The sequence below is a fragment of the Ruegeria sp. CL5 genome, assembly GCF_056536485.1.
Genome location: NZ_JBQFPS010000004.1, coordinates 269,075 through 288,765, shown reverse-complemented (window position 1 = coordinate 288,765; position 19,691 = coordinate 269,075). Strand labels below are relative to the sequence as shown.

Annotated in this window: 21 protein-coding genes; 6 read left to right on the top strand and 15 right to left on the bottom strand. The window is 57.2% G+C overall.

Annotated elements, in window-relative coordinates:
* Positions 1 to 129 precede the first annotated feature (129 nt).
* Positions 130 to 459, top strand: a complete 330-nt coding sequence (locus tag ACR0IU_RS09355; RefSeq protein WP_480716055.1) for a hypothetical protein — start codon at positions 130 to 132, stop codon at positions 457 to 459.
* A 6-nt stretch (positions 460 to 465) separates the two neighbouring features.
* On the opposite strand, the gene ACR0IU_RS09350 is transcribed toward ACR0IU_RS09355, so the two are convergent.
* Positions 466 to 966, bottom strand: a complete 501-nt coding sequence (locus ACR0IU_RS09350; protein WP_170541963.1) for a potassium channel family protein — start codon at positions 964 to 966, stop codon at positions 466 to 468.
* Positions 967 to 1,029: 63 nt separating this feature from the next.
* Positions 1,030 to 1,935, bottom strand: coding sequence for an oxygen-dependent tRNA uridine(34) hydroxylase TrhO (trhO, locus tag ACR0IU_RS09345; RefSeq protein ID WP_480606905.1), 906 nt, complete (start codon positions 1,933 to 1,935; stop codon positions 1,030 to 1,032).
* 96 nt (positions 1,936 to 2,031) lie between these two features.
* Here trhO and pncA point away from each other — a divergent pair, with 96 nt between their 5' ends.
* Positions 2,032 to 2,625 (top strand): bifunctional nicotinamidase/pyrazinamidase, encoded by a 594-nt coding sequence (pncA, locus tag ACR0IU_RS09340; RefSeq protein ID WP_480716054.1) that lies wholly within the window; start codon positions 2,032 to 2,034, stop codon positions 2,623 to 2,625.
* 3 nt (positions 2,626 to 2,628) lie between these two features.
* Here pncA and ACR0IU_RS09335 read toward each other — a convergent pair whose 3' ends face one another.
* Complete coding sequence (locus ACR0IU_RS09335; RefSeq protein WP_480716053.1) at positions 2,629 to 3,159, bottom strand: hypothetical protein; 531 nt, start codon at positions 3,157 to 3,159, stop codon at positions 2,629 to 2,631.
* Positions 3,160 to 3,323: 164 nt separating this feature from the next.
* Between ACR0IU_RS09335 and pncB the strand changes: the two genes are divergently transcribed.
* Positions 3,324 to 4,616 (top strand): nicotinate phosphoribosyltransferase, encoded by a 1,293-nt coding sequence (gene pncB / locus ACR0IU_RS09330; protein ID WP_480455897.1) that lies wholly within the window; start codon positions 3,324 to 3,326, stop codon positions 4,614 to 4,616.
* On the opposite strand, the gene ACR0IU_RS09325 is transcribed toward pncB, so the two are convergent.
* Genes ACR0IU_RS09325 through ACR0IU_RS09300 form a run of 6 tightly spaced genes read right to left on the bottom strand, consistent with a single transcriptional unit; the run spans position 4,613 to position 12,026 of the window.
* Positions 4,613 to 6,064, bottom strand: a complete 1,452-nt coding sequence (locus ACR0IU_RS09325; RefSeq protein ID WP_480716052.1) for an aldehyde dehydrogenase family protein — start codon at positions 6,062 to 6,064, stop codon at positions 4,613 to 4,615. The two genes, pncB and ACR0IU_RS09325, sit on opposite strands and share 4 nt — an antisense overlap.
* Positions 6,065 to 6,104: 40 nt before the next feature.
* A complete protein-coding gene (locus ACR0IU_RS09320) occupies positions 6,105 to 7,703 on the bottom strand; it encodes an ABC transporter ATP-binding protein (protein ID WP_480716051.1) in 1,599 nt (532 codons plus the stop codon).
* On the bottom strand, positions 7,700 to 8,515 hold the full coding sequence (locus ACR0IU_RS09315; protein ID WP_480716050.1) for an ABC transporter permease: 816 nt from the start codon (positions 8,513 to 8,515) through the stop codon (positions 7,700 to 7,702). Before ACR0IU_RS09315 ends, ACR0IU_RS09320 begins: the two co-directional genes overlap by 4 nt.
* Positions 8,512 to 9,459 carry an ABC transporter permease gene (locus tag ACR0IU_RS09310; protein ID WP_170471567.1) on the bottom strand — a complete coding sequence of 316 codons (948 nt, stop codon included), beginning with the start codon at positions 9,457 to 9,459 and terminating at the stop codon, positions 8,512 to 8,514. Before ACR0IU_RS09310 ends, ACR0IU_RS09315 begins: the two co-directional genes overlap by 4 nt.
* Positions 9,460 to 9,499: 40 nt before the next feature.
* Positions 9,500 to 10,519 carry a hypothetical protein gene (locus ACR0IU_RS09305; protein ID WP_480716049.1) on the bottom strand — a complete coding sequence of 340 codons (1,020 nt, stop codon included), beginning with the start codon at positions 10,517 to 10,519 and terminating at the stop codon, positions 9,500 to 9,502.
* A gap of 19 nt (positions 10,520 to 10,538) precedes the next feature.
* On the bottom strand, positions 10,539 to 12,026 hold the full coding sequence (locus ACR0IU_RS09300) for an ABC transporter substrate-binding protein (RefSeq protein WP_480716048.1): 1,488 nt from the start codon (positions 12,024 to 12,026) through the stop codon (positions 10,539 to 10,541).
* Positions 12,027 to 12,196: 170 nt separating this feature from the next.
* Between ACR0IU_RS09300 and panB the strand changes: the two genes are divergently transcribed.
* From panB to glpK, 3 genes are all read left to right on the top strand, one after another.
* Positions 12,197 to 13,036, top strand: coding sequence for a 3-methyl-2-oxobutanoate hydroxymethyltransferase (gene panB, locus ACR0IU_RS09295; protein ID WP_480716047.1), 840 nt, complete (start codon positions 12,197 to 12,199; stop codon positions 13,034 to 13,036).
* Positions 13,033 to 13,884 carry a pantoate--beta-alanine ligase gene (panC, locus tag ACR0IU_RS09290; protein ID WP_480716046.1) on the top strand — a complete coding sequence of 284 codons (852 nt, stop codon included), beginning with the start codon at positions 13,033 to 13,035 and terminating at the stop codon, positions 13,882 to 13,884. Before panB ends, panC begins: the two co-directional genes overlap by 4 nt.
* 70 nt (positions 13,885 to 13,954) lie before the next feature.
* Positions 13,955 to 15,433 carry a glycerol kinase GlpK gene (gene glpK, locus ACR0IU_RS09285; protein ID WP_480716045.1) on the top strand — a complete coding sequence of 493 codons (1,479 nt, stop codon included), beginning with the start codon at positions 13,955 to 13,957 and terminating at the stop codon, positions 15,431 to 15,433.
* On the opposite strand, the gene smpB is transcribed toward glpK, so the two are convergent.
* From smpB to arfB, 6 genes are all read right to left on the bottom strand, one after another.
* Positions 15,430 to 15,912, bottom strand: coding sequence for an SsrA-binding protein SmpB (gene smpB, locus ACR0IU_RS09280; protein WP_170471555.1), 483 nt, complete (start codon positions 15,910 to 15,912; stop codon positions 15,430 to 15,432). The genes glpK and smpB overlap by 4 nt on opposite strands.
* Positions 15,913 to 15,956: 44 nt before the next feature.
* The gene (idi, locus tag ACR0IU_RS09275) at positions 15,957 to 16,499 is read right to left on the bottom strand and encodes an isopentenyl-diphosphate Delta-isomerase (RefSeq protein ID WP_170471553.1); all 543 of its coding nucleotides are present in this window, start codon (positions 16,497 to 16,499) and stop codon (positions 15,957 to 15,959) included.
* Positions 16,500 to 16,646: 147 nt separating this feature from the next.
* The gene (locus ACR0IU_RS09270; protein WP_010438429.1) at positions 16,647 to 17,060 is read right to left on the bottom strand and encodes a c-type cytochrome; all 414 of its coding nucleotides are present in this window, start codon (positions 17,058 to 17,060) and stop codon (positions 16,647 to 16,649) included.
* Positions 17,061 to 17,173: 113 nt separating this feature from the next.
* Positions 17,174 to 18,187, bottom strand: a complete 1,014-nt coding sequence (locus ACR0IU_RS09265) for a P1 family peptidase (protein WP_170780252.1) — start codon at positions 18,185 to 18,187, stop codon at positions 17,174 to 17,176.
* An 82-nt stretch (positions 18,188 to 18,269) separates the two neighbouring features.
* Entirely contained in the window at positions 18,270 to 19,016 is a 747-nt protein-coding gene (locus ACR0IU_RS09260) for an SDR family oxidoreductase (protein ID WP_480716044.1), read from the bottom strand.
* A 60-nt stretch (positions 19,017 to 19,076) separates the two neighbouring features.
* On the bottom strand, positions 19,077 to 19,496 hold the full coding sequence (arfB, locus tag ACR0IU_RS09255) for an alternative ribosome rescue aminoacyl-tRNA hydrolase ArfB (RefSeq protein WP_480716043.1): 420 nt from the start codon (positions 19,494 to 19,496) through the stop codon (positions 19,077 to 19,079).
* Positions 19,497 to 19,691 lie beyond the last annotated feature (195 nt).

The following is a 19,691-nucleotide window of genomic DNA, read 5'->3' as shown; positions in this document are numbered from 1 at the left end:
TTAGCTTTCATTGATTGACCAGTCAATAAATCCAGTGATTGGCAGGTTCTCGCCGAATCCAAATGGCCTTCTCTTGAAATGAAAGGTTGATGTTCTATTTATGTTCTACATAGTCAGAGGATAACCCCGATGGCCCAGAACATGCGAAAAGCCGCACTTGGCGGCACGTCAAACGATTATCACCTGTTGCCTGTGACAGATCGGCAGATGCGCTATGCCCGCGCGATTGCGCAACAGTCCGCGCTTGAGATTCCTGTCGAGGCGCAACACGACCGTAAATCACTATCAGACTGGATATCGGCCCATAAGCCGCATGACCCGTCGCCTTTCGCAAACTATCCAACGGGCAAGCAGGTCGCGTTTGCGGAGCGTATCTCGCGCACCAAACGGCGTCCGATCCCGTCCGAGTGTTTCCGCGACAGACAATTGATGTCTCGATGGATCGATCACAACAAATAAGCTGGTCTACTTGCTGTGGTTGCGCGCGTATAGCGCCACGGCTGCGGCTACAAACATGCCCAACAGGATATAGCCCGTAACCGCCTCGGCCACGGCCAACCCACGGCACAGGCCGGTCGGAGACATGTCGCCATATCCGACCGTGGTGAAAGTGACGTACGAAAAATACAGAATATCTGCCGGTCCTTTGGCGCCGACAACACAATGATCCTCATACCCGAAGGCGCCGTAGACGGCTGCAAATAGGAACGGCACAACCTGAATGAAGGACACCCCCATCAAAAACAGCATTCTGCGCGGGGATTTCACCTGGGTTATGTAGTAGTAGGATTGCGAAACCATCCAGACCACCAGCCCAACCGATGCAATCGTACCGATCGTGTCACCTGCGGTGGTTTCATTCAGACGCGACAAACCGTACCAAGCGAGGAAACTGGCCAGAACCAGCCCTAAGGCTGCCAATAGGGTGGATTTCCATTCTTCCAGGGTTCTGGGTTCGTGAGTCATATCCGCTCCATCAGGCAGGCCCAAAGGCATCATCCGTTTTTCGGCATAGCCTGCAAGATGAATTCAATCTGACCCCAGATGTTCCTCACCTCGCGCGCGGGCCAGCTGGATTTGTCTCTGCCGCTCGCGAAACCGTGCCTTGTCCTGTTCGGACGTCTCATCAACACATCGATGGCAAGATACACCATGTTCGTATTCAGGGCGCTTTACATCTTCAGGCAGGATTGGGCGGCGGCAGCCATGGCAAAGCTTGTGTGGGCCTTCGACCAGCCCATGACCAACTGAAACGCGATTGTCGAAGACAAAACACTCACCCTGCCACGTGCTGTCTTCGCGTGGCATCTCCTCGAGATAGCGCAGGATGCCACCTTTCAGGTGGTAGACATCCTCGACGCCCTGCCCCAGCAGATAATTAGTGGACTTTTCACATCGAATTCCGCCGGTGCAGAACATGGCGACACGCTTGTTGTGAAATCGCTCTTTGTTTTCTTCCCACCATGCTGGGAAATCGCGGAAACTTGCCGTGTTTGGATCTATTGCGCCTTCAAACGTGCCGATTGCAACTTCGTAGTCATTGCGCGTATCGATCACCACCACATCGTCCGAGCGGATCAGATCGTTCCAGTCCTCGGGCTCAACATAGTTTCCGACACTGGCACGTGGGTCGACATCGGGCTGCCCCATCGTCACGATCTCTTTTTTCAGACGCACCTTCATCTTACCAAAGGGTGGGTGGTCTGAGGTTGCCTCTTTCCATTCCAGATTGTTGCAACCCGGAAGCGCGCGGATATGCGCCAGCACCGCATCAATCCCAGCGCGGGGGCCGGCTATGGTGCCGTTGATCCCCTCGTGCGCCAGCAACAGGGTTCCTTTCACCGATTGAGCGCGGCAAAGCTCGTGCAAGGCAGGGCGCAATGCATCAGGATCAGGGAAGCGTGTGAAATGGTATAGGGCAGCGATTGTGTACATGTGCGCGATCTAATGCGCCTGATGAAAACACTCAAGAGACAGCATTGACGATCCACGCTGCGCGCCATACCGATTATGTAACTGAAGGAGACCAACATGTCCCACGCGCTGCTCGTCATCGATGTTCAGAATGATTTCTGCCCGGGAGGTGCACTCGCCGTTGCGGGTGGCGATGAAATCGTCGCTCCGATCAACGCGATCATGGGCGATTTCGACGCGGTGATCCTGACTCAGGATTGGCATCCGGCGGGGCATTCGTCTTTCGCCAGCTCACATGACGACAAATCCCCGTTCGAAATGATCAAGATGCCCTACGGCGCTCAAGTCCTGTGGCCTGATCACTGCGTTCAAGGCTCGGATGGCGCGGCCTTTCACCCGAACCTGCGTACCGATGGCGACCTGATCATCCGAAAAGGCTTTCGCCGCGACATCGACAGTTATTCGGCATTCTTCGAAAATGATCATTCCACTCCGACTGGTCTGAAAGGCTATCTTGAAACGCGCGGGATCGGACAGTTGACGATGGTTGGACTGGCGACAGATTTCTGCGTCCATTATTCGGCGGTAGATGCGGCACAACTGGGATTTGACGTTACTATCAGAACCGGTCTGTGCCGTGCGATAGATATGGATGGATCATTATCAGCTGCCGAGAAATCAATGCGCGAAGCGGGTGTCAAATTGGCCTGAGGATCAATTCGCTGCGCCGTACTCCGCCAGGAGCTTCAGTATCACAAACAATATCACAGCCAGCCCCAACGCAAATCCCAATCGCCCAACCAGGGTGCGCCGTTCCGGGCGTACCGACTCGGGGCTTTGGGCTTGTACGGCTCGCGCAGGTGCCGGGCGGAGAACATGACCGGGCTTAGCTGCCCTGATGTGTGCCAGGAAGTGATGAAAATCAAACTCGCCGCAATATTCGCCCTGAACACCCATGTTCCGAATGTTTGCAAAAAGCCGTTTCAGAATTACGACGCGATTCTCGGAATCCTCGGGCCGGTAATATCCGGTGGACCGATTGTCACTCACCGTATCCAGACTGAAGCCAGATTCCAGAAATATGCGACGTATTTTAGGCGAAGCTGCCCGCAAGGCATCTGCAGTCTTGATATTCCTGAACTGCGCGCGCACCGGGGGTCGCCCTGTTACCGCTGTGTGTCCATGTTCCGGATCAACCTCATCCGGAGCAATCGCCACTATGTCAAAGTCGTACTCGAGACTCATTCACCAAATTCAACCTCTCAACCATCCCCACCCCCTCACTAAAGCGTGAAGGACACTCATAATATGCCCGCAATGTGACTTGTCATGGGCATTGTTACCAATCCGGCGACTCTTGCCAATCAGCGCGCTGATTGATCTAACAACGGAAATCGCAGGAGGTCCCCATGGTCGACATCGCGACGCGGGTCTACAATCACAAATGGAAGATTGACCCAATTGTGCGGTCATTAATAGACACAGACTTCTACAAACTGCTGATGTGCCAGTCAGTGTTTCGTAATAAGCCCCAAACAGACGTGGTTTTTTCGCTCATTAACCGGTCGAATCACGTTCCATTGGCCAAATTGATCGATGAAGGTGAGTTGCGTGAACAGCTGGATCATATCCGATCCCTCAGTCTCAGCCGGGGTGAAAGCACCTGGCTGCGCGGCAATACGTTCTATGGCAAACGCCAGATGTTCCGCCCTGATTTCATGGAGTGGTTCGAAAATCTGCGTCTGCCGCCTTATCATCTGGAACGCAAAGGCGATCAGTATGAACTGACCTTCGAAGGCAAGTGGCACGAGGTCATGTTGTGGGAAATCCCAGCATTGGCTGTGCTGATGGAACTCCGCTCGCGCGCAGTTCTAAACGGGATGCGTCGGTTCGAGCTTCAGGTACTGTATGCCCGCGCAATGACACGCGTTTGGGAAAAAATCGCCCAGCTTCGCAACATTGAGGGACTGGGAATTGCGGATTTCGGCACACGACGGCGGCATTCGTTTCTGTGGCAGGACTGGTGCGTGCAGGCGATGATCGAAGGTTTGGGATCATCCTTCACCGGTACGTCCAACTGCCTAATTGCGATGCGCCGCGAAGTAGAGGCTATCGGCACCAATGCACATGAATTACCCATGGTCTATTCGGCTCTGGCTGAAGATGACGCTGCGCTCGCCCAAGCGCCATATGATGTGCTTAGCGACTGGCATGAAGAACATGACGGTAATCTGCGTATTATTCTACCTGATACCTATGGCACCAAAGGGTTTTTGGACCGCGCTCCCGACTGGCTGGCAGGCTGGACAGGAATACGTATCGACAGCGGCGATCCTGCAACCGGGGCCGAAATTGCAATTGATTGGTGGAAATCTCGAGGTGAAGACCCCACTCAGAAACGCATTATCTTCTCGGACGGATTGGACGTGGACAAAATTCGCGAGCTGCACGCCCAGTTTGCTGATCAGACTAACGTATCGTTTGGCTGGGGCACTCTGCTGACCAACGATTTTCGCGGGCTTGTTCCAAATGACGCGCTGGCCCCTTTCTCGTTGGTCTGTAAGGCAGTGTCCGCCAATGGCAAACCAACCGTGAAGCTGTCTGACAACCCGGAAAAGGCAATGGGGCCAACAGATCAGATTGAGCGGTACAAGCGGGTTTTTGGCGTCGGAGCGCAGAAAGCGATCGAGGTGATCGTTTAGCCGTGATAGGCAGCGACCGTCTTAAGCTGTGAGAACCCGTACAGCGCCTCGAAGCCTTTTTCGCGGCCGTGGCCGGATTTACCAACACCTCCAAAAGGCAACTCAACACCGCCGCCCGCACCATAGTTGTTGATGAAGACTTGCCCCGACTGCAGCCCCTTGGCCAGTCGCATCTGGCGTGCCCCATCCCGCGTCCAGACGCTGGCGACAAGGCCATAGTCGGTGCTATTCGCTATGCTTAGAGCCTCTTCCTCGGTTTCAAACGGTATCAAAACCTGAACCGGGCCAAATATTTCATCCCGCGCAAGCACATGGTCCGGAGAGACGTCAGCAAAGAGTGTGGGCAGGACATAAGCCCCATTTTCTGGGGCGTTTTCCACGATTTGCCCCTGTCCGGCGATGGTCAAATCCGCGCCCTTCTCAAGAAAACCGTTTACGATCTGTTTTTGCCGTTCCGAGATCAACGGCCCGACGCGCAGATCGTTCATCGCCGGTCCCACGGATAGCTCGCTATATGCCTCTGACATACGGGACTTGACCTGCTCATAAACGCCCCGCTGAACCAAAATGCGAGATGAGGCCGAGCATGTTTGGCCCGCATTCTGAATGCCCGCATTCACCAGAAACGGCAGCGCAGCATCCAGATCGGCATCATCGAAGACCAGTTGCGGAGACTTGCCGCCCAATTCCAGCGTCACCGGAACAACATTTCGACCCGCCGCCTGCTGAACCAACGCGCCCGTCGCGACCGAACCTGTGAATGAGATGTGATCCACACCTAGATGCGCCGACAGGGCCGCGCCCGCCTCACCTCCCAGTCCGGGCACCACATTCAAGGCCCCGGGTGGCAAGCCCGCCTGTGTCGCCAGGTGAGCGAAGGCCAATGCGGTCAGGCAGGCTTCTTCCGCCGGTTTCAGAACGCAGGCGTTGCCCATCGCCAGCGCCGCCCCGACCGAGCGGCCAATGATCTGCATCGGATAGTTCCACGGCACGATATGGCCGGTCACACCATGCGGTTCACGCAGCGTGTAGACCGTATAACCATCCAAGTAGGGAATGGTCTCGCCCATCACTTTATCAGCAGCACCGCCGTAAAACTCGCAATACCGCGCCAAGGCAACGGCATCCGCCCGTGCCTGGGTCAGCGGTTTGCCGACATCCATCGCCTCAAGCTGTGCCAGATCATCCACCCGTTCCAGAACCAGTTGCCCCAACCGGGTGAGAACACGCCCCCTTTCCAGCGCGGTCATGCGACCCCATTCCTCATCGCGCGCAGAACGGGCGGCCTGCACCGCAGCATCTATATCGCGTTCGTTACCCCTTGCGATCTGGCAGATTTCAGAGCCGTCCGAGGGATTAACAAGCGTCAAGGATTGCCCTGACGCAGGTGTTTTCCATTCACCACCAATCAGACACAGGCTGGGATCGAACCAGAGGGGATTAGACATCAGAAACTCCTAAAACAGGCTCTAATAAAGTACTTTTGGATCATGCAGCTCCCTGTCCGATCTCTTGCAGACTGGGCGCTGCATCAATTAGCGTTCGCGTGTAGGGGTGCTGTGGCTGGATAAAGACCTGCTCGGTTTCACCCTGCTCGACAATCTTGCCGGCCTGCATCACCAGCACGCGGTCGGTGATCGTACGAACCACACTCAGATCGTGGCTGATAAACAGATATGTCAGATCGTAGGTCTCACAAAGCTCGACCAAAAGATCGAGGATCTGGGCGCGTACCGAGACATCGAGGGCCGAGACAGCCTCATCGAACAGGATCAACTCGGGCTGGATGATCAGTGCACGGGCGATGGCGATCCGTTGGCGTTGCCCGCCCGAAAACTCGTGGATATACCTGCTTGAGTCATCCGGGCTGAGGCCAACCGCAGTAAGCATTTCGGCAATGCGATCCTGCCGTTCGGACCCGTTTGGCGGGGTTTCGAGTAGGTGAAACGGCTCGGTGATCAGGCGCGCAACCCTGTGGCGCGGATTAAAACTGCCGTAGGGGTCCTGAAACACCACCTGCATCTTGCGACGTACTGCCAGATTGGGTTTATGGCCTGTAAATACAGGCTGACCATCCAGAGATATTCGGCCTTGTTGCACCTCTTCGAGACCCAATATCGCCCGCGTTAGGGTCGATTTTCCGCAGCCGGACTCACCAACCAACCCCAATCGTTCCCCTCGGTTCAGCGTAAAGCTAACCTGATCGACGGCCCGGTGATGGCCAGGTGCATCGAACAAGCGCTTTCTGGGCAAGCGGTAGTCCCGAACCACTTTGTCGACTTCCAGCAATGGCCGTGGCTCTGGGGCTACCGGCAGGTTGACCTGATGCCCCGAAGCCTCGAACAGCATGCGGGTATAGGGGTGTTGCATATGGCGTAGCAGATGTTCAGTTGCGCCGGTTTCAACCACCTCGCCATGCCGCATAACTACGATCTGATCCGCCATGCCAGCAACCACTGCCAAATCATGGGTGATCATCAGCAGACCCATGCCGTATTCCGTCACCAGTCCTTTGAGCAAGTCGAGGATTTGTGCCTGCGTCGTCACGTCCAGCGCCGTTGTCGGCTCATCTGCGATCAGCAGTCGGGGGCGCAACGCAATCGCCATGGCGATCACCACACGCTGACGCTGTCCACCCGACAGCTCATGCGGAAAGCGTGTCATAGGGAACCGGTCGGTGGGCAATCCGACCCGCGCCAAAACCTCTTCGGCCCGTGCGCGCGCCTGGGCGGGGGGCATGGCCTTGTGGATCAGGATGGTCTCCATCACCTGATCGCCAATTGTCTTCACCGGGTTCAAGGCAGTCATCGGCTCTTGGAAAACCATTCCGATCGCGGCACCCCGCAGGGCGCACATCTCTGCTTCTGACTGATTCAGCAGGTTCTGACCGTCAAGCTGCAGCACTCCTTCCGCATCAGCCCCGTTGGGTAGCAACTGCATCACGGCAAGGGCGGTCATAGACTTGCCTGAACCGCTCTCGCCCGTCACAGCCACAATCCTCCCCGGCGCAAGTGATAGGTTGATCCGTTTCAGGATTTGAGTGCCGTGAATGGTTAGCGAAAGGTCCTTGATCTCAAGTAAGCTCATGCGCGGGCCACCCGTATCCGAGGGTCCAACCAGTCGCGCAAGCCATCACCCAGAAGGTTCAGACCCAGAACCGTCACGATGATCGCCAAACCCGGAATCAGAGCCAAATGCGGGGCAAAACTGACCATTGTTTGCGCGTCGGCCAGCATTCTGCCCCAACTTGGTGTGGGCGGTTGCGCACCCAGGCCGACATAAGACAGCCCGGCCTCGGCCAGAATACCCAGAGAGAATTGAATCGTTCCCTGAACGATCAGCAGATTGGCGACATTGGGCAGGATGTGTTCAGCCGATATGCGTGCCGCCCCTTTGCCTGACACGCGGGCGGCGAGGATGAACTCGCGCTCCCACAGCGACAGGGCCGCACCTCGGGTGATGCGCGCAAAGACAGGGATATTGAAGATACCAATGGCGATGATCGCGTTGATGGCCCCGGCACCAAAGACAGCGGTGATCAGAATGGCGATGACAAGAGAGGGAAATGCAAAGACCAGATCATTGCCGCGCATGATGATTTCGTCCAGCCACGATCCTTTGCGCGCGGCAGCGGTCAGGCCCAAGGGGACGCCCAGCGCCATGCCGATCCCGACGGCCACCAACGCCACCGCAATCGAGGTACGCGCACCGACCATGATCATCGAGAACATGTCGCGCCCGAAATGATCGGTGCCGAACCAGTGTTGTGTGTTTGTCGGTTGCAGCTTGGCCGGTATATTGAGCGCGGCATGGTCATATGGCGTCCAGACAAACGATACGAGCGCTGCCAAAAGCACCAGTGAGGACAGCGCGGCACCGAGGATTAGGTTGCGGCTCATGTCCTGCTCCTCAGTCTTGGATCGACGGCGGCATAGGCCAGATCGACCAAAAAGTTCACCATGATGACGGCGAAGACCAGCAACATGACGACCGATTCCACTACGATCAGGTCACGTGCAGAAATCGCCTGAAACACCAGCCGTCCAAGGCCTGGCAGATAGAAAACCTGTTCGATGATGATCGAGCCTGCCAGCAGGAAGGAAAATTGGAGCCCGATGATCGTCAGCACAGGAATCAGAGCATTCCGCACCCCGTGTCGCCACAGCGCTTGACGGCGTGACAGACCCTTGGCGCGGGCAGTACGCATGAAATCCTCGGCCAGAATGTCCAGCAATGCTGATCGCATAACCCGCGCAAGAATAGCCGCCTGTGGCAGGGCTAGGGCGATCGCGGGCAGGGTCAGAGAATGCAGGCCTGTCCAGACGCCGTTTTCCCAACCCGCGAACCCGCCGGCATTGAACCAGCGCAGATTGATCGCAAAGATCAGCACCAGCATCATTGCAAACCAGAAGTTCGGCACTGCTATCCCGAGTTGCGTTGCGCCCATTACAGCCAGGTCACCCGGTTTGCCACGCCGTGCCGCTGCATAGATACCAGCGGGAAACGCAATAAGCGTGGACAGGGTCAGTGCGTACAACGCCAGCGGCAACGACACCCATAGTCGATCCGTAATCATCTGCGACACCGGCGTGCGATAAGTGTAGGATGTGCCGAAATCCCCAACCAGCATCCCGCCGACCCAGTTGAAATACCGTTCGACTTTGGAGACATCGAGGCCCAATTCAGCCCGCAGGGCAGCCAAAGTGTCTGCCTGCGCGTTCACACCCAGCATGAACGACGCCGGATCACCGGGCGCAATCTCGATCACCGCGAAGATGACAACCGATGCGACGGCCAGACTCAGGATCAGCGACAGCAGGCGTTTGAGGGCATAACGTAGCATTGGTAACAGGTTAAGTGTCTGGGTTGCGCGGGTCCAGCACCTACTCGTAGGCCTGCCGCTCGTCGTTGACCAGTTTGATCGCACAGGCCGAGAGATCGGCGGCGGGCTCAGTCTCTGACAGCCAATCAAGATTGGTTTCAGTACGAGCCAGCGCGGCGCGGCGCAGGACCATCAACCGGGCGCGCGGACTATCCAGAAACTCATCTTGCGGGATCACAGTTTCAAGCGGGCTGTCGATCCGGATGGCCTCATAATACCCGCCCGTCAGTGCCAAAAATGCAAAAGCGCAGGCCGGAGCGTCATCGGTACATTGCTGATTGCAAAGTTGGGCAATGGGGTGTGTCTCTTCCGATGACATCAGCCAGCTCTCTACCGATTGACGCCACGGGTTATCCAGCGAGATATCGCCGTACCCTAGCCCAAGCGCCAGCAGACCCGCCATACCCAGCGCTTGGTCCGAGTTTGCGTCGACCGGATCAGGTTGAATATGACGCAATGCTGCAAGCCCGTCTCCGCGTGGTTCTGGAGTTTGAGACAGATAGGCCAAGTAGGGTTTCAAGGCCTGCATGACTTGATCGTTGGCCTGCAGAGTCTCACGCATGCTGGCGTTACCATACAAAGCCACGATGCGTGTTGGATAATCGGTGGCCTGATGCTCACCAAGCGCGTTGAGTTTTGCGATCAGGTCAAGATCGGGGTTCGGATGCTTGGCCTGGAGTAAGATTTGCGCCAACTCGTTTCCAGCGCGCGCCTCGACCGTTAACCACGACTGCCCAAAGGCCGACCAATCTTTCTGGCGAAAAAGCTTTCGCGACTGTTTGGGTCCCAGCGATTGACGATATGGCGACGGCCCAAGATCCGATGTTTCGATCCGACCCAGTAACAGGCGCGCTTCTACGTCACCTTCAGCGGCAAGCTCTGCCAGCATGGGCAGGGCCTGCTCATCGTCGCCTTGCAGCCACAACTCAACCGCCTGGCTAAGCGATGATTCGGCCCGAGCAACAGATGTAATAGCGATCTGCGCCGCGAGGGTAAGAGCGACGAAGATTGACTTGACCATGCACGGACCTCCCTAGGGTCTATTCGTCCCAGCTGATGGCAGTCAGGTCGATCGCTGCAGTGGGCGCGTTTTCCCAAAGACCCTGAACACCCGCCTTGGCAACCCCGAGCTTGGCAAGCTGAAACAGATACCCGTTAACGTAATCGGTTGCGATCAGGCGCTGCGCCTCCCCCAACAGACGAGTGCGTTCATCAGGGTCGGTGGTGGAATTCAGAGTGTCCATCAAAGCCTGAAAATCGGTGCTGTCATATTGGAAGTAATAGTCAGGACGCGCATAGATACCGATATCCATAGGCTCGGTGTGGCTGACGATGGTCAGGCCGAACTCCTTGCCTTTGAACACGCTTTCCAGCCATTGCGCCCATTCCACATTGATGATCTCGGCTTTGATGCCAATCTCGGCCAGCTGAGCAGCGATGATCTCACCCCCGCGCCGAGCGTAAGAGGGCGGCGGCAGGTGCAGAGTGGTCTCAAACCCGTCGGGATATCCGGCCTCGGCGAGAAGTGCCTTAGCTTTCTCAGGGTCGTAGGCCGAATTACCAATCAGATCGACATAAGCCGGGTTGTGCGGCGCGAAATGAGTGCCGATGGGCGTGCCATAACCGAACATCGCGCCGTCGATGATGGCTTGCCGGTCGATGGCATGGGCTAGGGCCTGCCGCACGAGTACATCGTCGAAGGGTTCTTGTTTATTGTTGGTCGATAGGATTGTCTCACCCTCAGTCGAGCCGACAAGAACCTGAAAGCGCGGATCGGCCTCGAACTGAGGCAGGTTCTCGGGAGCAGGGAAATTGTCGAACACGTCCACATCCTCGGCCATCATGGCAGCGAAGGCGGCGGTCGGGTCCGAAATAAATTTGAACGTTGCAGTCTCTAACGCGGGCTGATCGCCCCAATAGTCGGGATTTCGATTCAGGGTGATGCTGTCTCCTTGCACCCAATCGGCAAAGGTGAACGCACCCGTGCCAACCGGGTTGGTCTTAATATTCTCGATACTTTCCGGCGCAACGATGACCGCGTCACCCCAGGCAAGGTTGAAGAGGAAATTACCGTTCGGTTCCTTCAACGTCACCTGAACGGTCAGAGGATCTACAACTTCGACAGTCTCAATCCCAGCAAACAGAGCCTTTTGTGCATTGGCGCTGTCTTCTGCTGTCGCCCGGTCGAGGCTGAATTTGACGTCCTCGGCATCCATCGTAGTGCCGTCATGAAAAGTCACGCCATCGCGCAGTTTGAATGTGTAAACGGTGCCGTCATCCGAAATCTCCCAGCTTTCAGCCAACCCGGGAACAACCGATCCATCGCCCATAAAGCGGGTCAGACCTTCGAAGATGTTGGTGTAGACAACCGAATCGATTGCCTGAGCGGCGGCGCTGGTTGGGTCCAGATGCGGCGGCTCTAGTTGCATGGCGATGGTGATGTCGGATTTAGCCAGAGCCTGCGTGGCAAACAGGCTGGAACCTAGGGCCAAGGCCGACGCGAATGAGCGAAAGCGCTGCTTTGTCATGAAAATCTCTCCCCACATTATACGACTATTCCGCTGACTACGGATCGTTCTGAGACCGATCCTGCCAGAAACCCCGGGTCAATCAAGGGATTGTTGGCGCAACCGGGGTTTCTTTGCATCTGCCGCATCTGCTATGCCGCACTGCAACATGAACCCTGCGAGGAGTGATCATGAGCGCCACCGCCCGCAAGAAAGCCCCGAACGCCGAGGATATCCGCGCCCGGAAAGGCACTGAACCTCTGGTCTCGCTGACTGCCTACACGACGCCGATGGCGCGGTTGATGGACGCGCATTGTGATTTCGTCCTGGTCGGTGACAGCGTCGGAATGGTGCTGCACGGGCTGACCTCGACCCTCGGGGTGACGATGGACATGATGATCATGCACGGCCAGGCCGTCGCCCGCGGGCTGGACAGAGCCATGATGGTGATAGACATGCCTTTCGCCAGTTACGAACACGACCCGGCGCAGGCCTTCCGCAACGCGGCCCGCTTAATGTCCGAAACCGGTGCAGGCGCGGTCAAGCTGGAAGGCGGCGTGGAGATGGCCAAAACCATTCGTTTTCTCGTCAAACGCGGCATCCCGGTGATGGCGCATATCGGTTTGACACCGCAATCAATCAACACGCTGGGCGGCTACAAGGTACAGGGGCGCGACAAACAGGCCGATGCCGTACTGGCCGACGCCCGTGCCGTTGCCGAGGCCGGTGCGTTTTCCGTCGTGTTAGAGAAGGTTCCGCAAAGCTTGGCTGACCGGATCACGTCCCAGATTGCGATCCCCACCATCGGTATCGGCGCCTCCGCCGGGTGTGATGGGCAAATTCTGGTGGTAGACGACATGCTGGGCTTTTTCACTGCTTTCAAACCAAAATTCGTCAAACGCTATGCCGATCTTGGCCCGCTGGCCGAAGCAGCAATTGCAGAATACGCAGCCGAGGTTCGTGCCCGTAGCTTTCCGGCAGACGAACATGTCTTTGCAGATCAGACCCCTTCAAAAGGGTCCAAGTCATGACCGCGCCTATTCTGCGTCGGTTGGCGGATTTGCGTGCACTGACCCGTGAATGGCGCCAAAAGGGCGAGGTGATCGGAGTCGTCCCGACCATGGGCGCGCTGCATCAAGGACATCTGTCACTGGCCGAAGCCGCCAAAGCGGATTGCGACCGAGTGGTCGTGACAATCTTCGTGAACCCCAAACAGTTCAACAACCCAGAAGACCTTGCCAACTATCCACGCACCGAACAGGAAGATGCCGAGAAGCTGGCCCCTTATGACGTTGATGCGATTTACGTACCCGACCCTCAGGAGATCTATCCCGAGGGATTCGCCACCACAGTCTCGGTCTCGGGCCTGACTGACACAATGGAGGGTGAATTCCGCCCGGGTCATTTCGATGGCGTGGCGACCGTTGTCGCCAAACTGTTCCTGCAAACGCAGGCGGATCGAGCCTATTTTGGGGAAAAAGACTATCAGCAGCTTATGATCGTCCGACGGATGGCCCGCGATCTGGATATTCCGATCAAGGTGATTGGTTGCCCGACGGTACGAGAGCCCTCGGGTCTTGCCATGTCTTCGCGCAACCAGAGGCTGTCGGATCAGGGTCTGGGAATTGCGGCTAAAAAACACCGCATCATGCGCGCACTTGTTCAGGCTCTGAAAAACGGCGAAGAATTCGATGCTTTGGCATCCCAGGCACAGGTCGATCTTTTGGCCGCCGGTTTCGACGAGGTGGAGTATCTGCAACTGCGCTGCGCTGAAACGCTGGAGCCTCTGACACATGCAAACCGACCGGCACGCCTGTTTGCAGCCGCCTTGGTCGAGGGCGTGCGGCTGATCGATAATCTGCCGGTGTCAAAGGTCTGATTTCCCCTCTGGAACGTTTGGCATTGTTTGCGCTAAAGTCCCGCAAAACCAATGCGGGAGGGGCGCAGGCATGACCTATATTCTGGCAATCGATCAGGGCACCACATCGTCTCGTGCGATCCTGTTTGACGCGCAAATGCAGCGCGTCGGCACTGCGCAGCACGAGTTTACGCAGCATTTCCCGCAGGAAGGCTGGGTCGAACATGATGCCGAAGAAATCTGGGACAGCGTCCTGACCGTTTGCCGGGAGGTGTTGGAAACCACCGGTGTTGCCGCCAGCCAGATCGCCGGAATTGGGATCACCAATCAACGCGAAACCACAGTTATCTGGGATCGCGCCACCGGTGCCCCGATTCACAACGCGATTGTCTGGCAAGACCGGCGCACTGCTGAAATTTGCGAACGTCTTCGCAAAGCGGGGTGCGAAGATGACGTGACCGCCCAGACGGGGCTGCTGCTGGACCCTTATTTCTCGGGCACAAAGGTCAAATGGCTTCTGGATACCGTGCCAGGCGCGCGCGACCGTGCCGCCGCGGGAGAGCTGCTGTTCGGCACAATCGACACCTTCCTGATCTGGCGACTGACCGAAGGGCGCATGCACGCCACCGACGCCACCAACGCCGCTCGTACATTGCTGTTCGACATTCACAAGGGGGAATGGAGCAGCGAGATTTGTGACTTGCTGGACATCCCCCAGGCCTTGTTGCCCGATGTGCGGGATTGTGCCGCAGATTTCGGATCAACATCCCTGTTTGGTAGTGAAATCCCGATTCTCGGCGTGGCAGGGGATCAACAGGCTGCCACCATCGGGCAGGCCTGTTTCCAGCCGGGCATGATGAAATCCACCTATGGCACGGGGTGTTTCGCGCTGCTCAACACCGGTGCGCAGCCGGTGGACTCGAAAAACCGCCTGCTGACCACCATTGCCTATCAGCTGGACGGGCAGAAAACTTATGCGCTTGAGGGCTCGATCTTCATCGCCGGTGCGGCAGTGCAATGGCTGCGCGATGCGTTGCAAATCATCGAAGCCGCACCGCAAAGCGGTGAACTGGCCGCGCAAGCTGATCCAAACCAACATGTTGTCCTTGTGCCTGCCTTTACCGGGCTCGGTGCGCCCTATTGGAAACCCGATTGCCGCGGCGCAATCTTTGGCCTGACCCGCAATTCCGGCCGCGCCGAAATCACGCGCGCCACGTTGGAAAGCATCGCGTTCCAAACCCGCGACCTATGGCACGCAATGCAGGGCGATTGGGGGGCCGAGGCTGACGTGATCCTGCGCGTCGATGGCGGAATGAGCGCATCGGACTGGGCCATGCAGGGGCTTTCGGACATTCTGGGCGCGCCCGTTGACCGCCCGGTGATGCAGGAAACCACCGCGCTGGGTGCCGCCTGGCTGGCGGGAATGAAAGCAGGTGTCTACCCGGATCAGGCAGGATTCGCCGAAACCTGGGATCTTGACTGTCGGTTTGAACCCCAGAAGGCCGAGGCCGACCGAGACGCGGCCTATGCGCGCTGGCAGCGGGCCGTTCAGGCGACCATGGCGTTCTAGCTGTGGTCCTTCATCAGACGCTGTTTCTGGCGTGACCAGTCGCGCTTGGCCTGTGTTTCGCGCTTGTCGTGCAGTTTCTTTCCCTTGGCGATGCCGATCTTCAGCTTCGCCCGGCCTTTGTGGTTGAAGTACAGCACCAATGGCACCAGCGTCATACCCTTGCGCTGAGTCGCGTTCCACAGGTTTGCCAACTCTTTGCGCGACACCAGCAGCTTACGGCGGCGGCGCTCTTCGTGTTTGAAGACCTTCGCCTGTTCATAGGGCGCGATATAGCTGTTGATCAGCCACAGCTCTCCGTCATCAACCGACGCATAGCTTTCAGCAATGTTCGACCCGCCCGCGCGCAGAGATTTGACCTCGGACCCTTCCAGTACGATGCCGCACTCGATATCGTCTTCGATCGCGTAATCGAATCGTGCACGCCGGTTTTCGGCAATCACTTTGTAATTCGGGTCAGTTTTCTGCTTCTGCTTGGCCATGACGCGTTGATGTATTCCGCTTGCGAGCGCCTTGCAAGACAGGGTTACGATTTGGCTGAGATAATCAAGTCAGGCCCAAAGATCGTATCCGCGTGGTTGTGCAGATAAATCTTGAGCCATGGCGTAAAGCGGTTCGGGTGCCGTTTCACCTCAGCCAGCAGATCGTGATAGTCGACCCAACGAATATCCATCACTTCGTCAGGATTAGGCTCGATTTTCAATGGTCCACGCACGTGCGCCAGAAAGACATCGACCACCTCGTTCTCAACCATGCCATTGCCAACGTCGGCGTGATATTCAAGCTTGTGGCGATACTCAGGATATAGCCCGGTAATCCCCAGCTCCTCGCGCAGACGACGTACCGCGCAATGCGAGGCGCTTTCTTCCCAATCTGGATGTGTGCAGCAGGTATTCGCCCAAAGACCCGGCGTGTGATATTTGCCCATCGCCCTGCGCTGCAGCAAGATTTCGGTTCCGCGCACAACGAAGACCGATACGGCCTTGTGCTTGAGGCCTTTCTCGTGTGCCTCAAGCTTGTCAACGGGGGTCAGTTCGCCTTCAACCCAGGCCGGAATCATGATTCCCATCTGTCGTCTCCTGTTGGCGAATCCCGGCGCTCAAAGTCATACCGGTTTTTATCCAAAGTGACGCCGATGGAGGCATCATTCAACCGCACGAAAGGCCGCAGGGGCTGCGGCCTTTCGCACTATTTTACATGATATAGACGAACCTGGTTATTCGCCCGAAACGCTCACGATATAAGCGTAAACGTCTTCAGCGCCCTTTTTCAGTTTAAAGGTCATTTTTGACTTGGCCGAGGTTTCACCCAGATAATCTTTCAGAAACGCTTTGGGGTCCTGGGCGTAAGACACAAAAGTCTCTTCATCCCAGACCAAGCCGTTTTCACCCGCTTCAACAATGCTGTCGCCGTATTTGAACCCTTCGACAGTGCCGGCGGTACGACCCGCAACACCATAAAGGTTCGGTCCTGTCTTGCCGCCTTTGACGATCACTTCACCGGCGGGATCAGCGATCAGGTGACAGGATTTGCATTTGTTAAAGGCTTTCTTGCCAGCTTCGGCGTCACCTTCAGCATAGGCGGGAAGGGCCAGCAGACCAGCAATTGCGGTGGCAAGGATACGATTCATAGCTTTTGCTCCGATACGAATTGGCTGCACAGAAAGGACCTTTGGCGCAGCAGAGAGTCAACGCGCAGATTGCCGCGCGAGGGCACTGTGTCACAGCGGAGACTAGTTCGTCCTTAACTTAAGTCATGTACGGCAGACCAGCAGGGCAGAAGATCGCCTGCACTGGGTGACGCCAAATAGACCGCGCGCGCAATCGCCCGCGCCAGACAGATTGAGGCCGCGTGGCCGATCATCGCCATTGCTTCGGCCTCAACTTCACGGGCAGCTGTGCTGAGGCCAAATACAAGATCTCCATCGCCGGGCGTGTGCGCGGGAACAATGGCGCGGGCGATGCCATCATGGGCAGCCACCGCCACTCGCTGGCATTGCGGTTTAGTCAGTGCAGCGTCGGTTGCAACGATAGCAATGGTTGTGTTTGTCCGATCTGGCTGGGCTGGTTTCATGGCCTCCGCCTTGCGGCTGGTGTGGATGCGGCCAAGACCCGAGGCCGGATCCGGGCCATGCCCGCCAAACTCGGAACCGATCTCGAATGGTGCCGCCCAAAAATGGCGATCTCCGGGCGTACTCACACTGCCCAGCGGGTTGGCTGCAACCAGTGCGCCAACAGTTGTTCCATCCTCAAGTACTAGCGAGGCCGAGCCCAGTCCTCCCTTATGCATTGCCGCCAATGCGCCGGTTCCGGCCCCGGCAGTCCCCAGTTCAAATTCTGGTGAGGCGTTCAGATACGCGGCATTCCCCAGCGCGCGATAGGGGTTTTCGACCCAGTCTTTATCTCCGCCATTAAGCAAATCGAACAGAATCGCCCCCGGCACAATCGGGACGATGGCCGAACCAGCTACAAAACCGCGCCCCTCTGCGCGCAAGGCATCGGATACACCCGAACAGGCATCCAGCCCAAAGGCCGATCCACCGGAAAGCGCAATCGCATCAACCCGGTCAACGGATTTGTCAGCCGCCAAGAGATCGGTTTCACGCGTGCCCGGCGCCCCACCCATGACATGCACCGAAGCCGTGAAAGGGTGATCCGCAGTCAAGACGGTCGTGCCCGATTTCAACGCCTCGTCCTGCGCATTGCCAACCTTCAGGCCCGGAACATCGGTGATCAGGTTTTTGGGGCCGGGTGTCATCGAAACCTCTGATGTTGGGCAGATAAGCGCGCCGCGGCGCGCTGCCTCCGGCGGAGATATTTTTGGCCAGATGAAGAGCGGATCAGATGCATCGGCCCCCATCCACCTCAAGCGCGGTGCCCGTGATCATGCTGGCCTCGTCCGAGCACAGGAAACAGGCGGCGTTGGCCATGTCTTCAGGGGTCGAAAAGCGGCCCAGCGGGATGGTCGAGAGGAACTTGGCGCGAATTTCCGGTGTGTCTTCGCCCATGAAGGATTTCAGCAGAGGCGTTTCTCCTGCCACCGGACAGATCGCATTGACGCGCACGCCCGATGGGGCGAGTTCCACCGCCATCGTTTTTGTTGCCGTGATCATCCAACCTTTGGACGCGTTATACCAGTTCAGATTGGGGCGCGGTGACAGACCTGCTGTTGAGGCCACGTTCAGGATCGCGCCCATGCCGCGCGCCTTCATGCCCGGCACAAAGGCGCGCGCTGTCAGGTAGACAGATTTCATGTTCACTGCAAAAACCCGGTCGAAGTCAGCTTCACTGACGTCTTCCAGTGGCGTTGGCATATGAGTCACGCCCGCATTGTTCACCAGTACATCAAGCGATCCGAAGACACTGTTTACGACATCAGCCATGGCTTGAACGGAGTCCACATCCGAGACGTCAACTTGCTGAGAAATGGCATCCTGGCCCGATGCAGCGGCCATATCGCGGGCGGCATCGCCATTGATATCGGCAATCATAACGCGGGCACCTTCGGAAAGGAACTTTTGCACAATTCCCGCACCGAACCCGGATGCACCACCGGTCACGATTGCGGTTTTACCCTCCAGCCTCATGTTGTTGCCCTCCTGCCCTTGTTGCGGGTCAGACTATCAACCAAGAGCCGAGATGCCAGATCATTCTTCGGACACTTTGCCCCGTAGCGCCTTGACATCGCCGCGTGCTTTTTTGGCTGCCAATCGACGCTTGACCGAGCCATAGGTCGGTTTCGTTGCAATCCTACGCTTGGGTTTGACCAAGGCGCGGGCAATCAGTTCCCCCAGCCGGGCGCGCGCAATCTCGCGATTGCGGGCCTGGGAACGGGTTTCTTCGCATTGGATGACAATCGCTCCGTCCTTAGTCCATCGCCGCCCAGCAATACGTTTCAATCGATTTTTGACCGGGTCGGGCAAGGAGGGTGAGCGCGCTGCTTCGAACCTTAGCTCGACAGCCGTTGAAACCTTGTTGACGTTCTGCCCGCCGGGACCGGAGGAGCGCACGAAGCTTTCGGTCAGTTCCCAGTCTTGCAGGATGATATCGTCGTTGATGCGCAACATGGGTCAGACCTTACTAGGCACAGGTAAAAACAAAAAGGGCCGCCCCGCTGGGACGGCCCTTCGAAAGTTCAGGAGGTGGGGTCGGTTAGATCAATCGACCAGCCGGAGCGAGCGCTCCGCCAAGGGCTGCCTTAACAGGCGATCCCCCCGGTTGTTCCGACACCTCTCTCCAATCTCTTTCTCGACACTGGATCA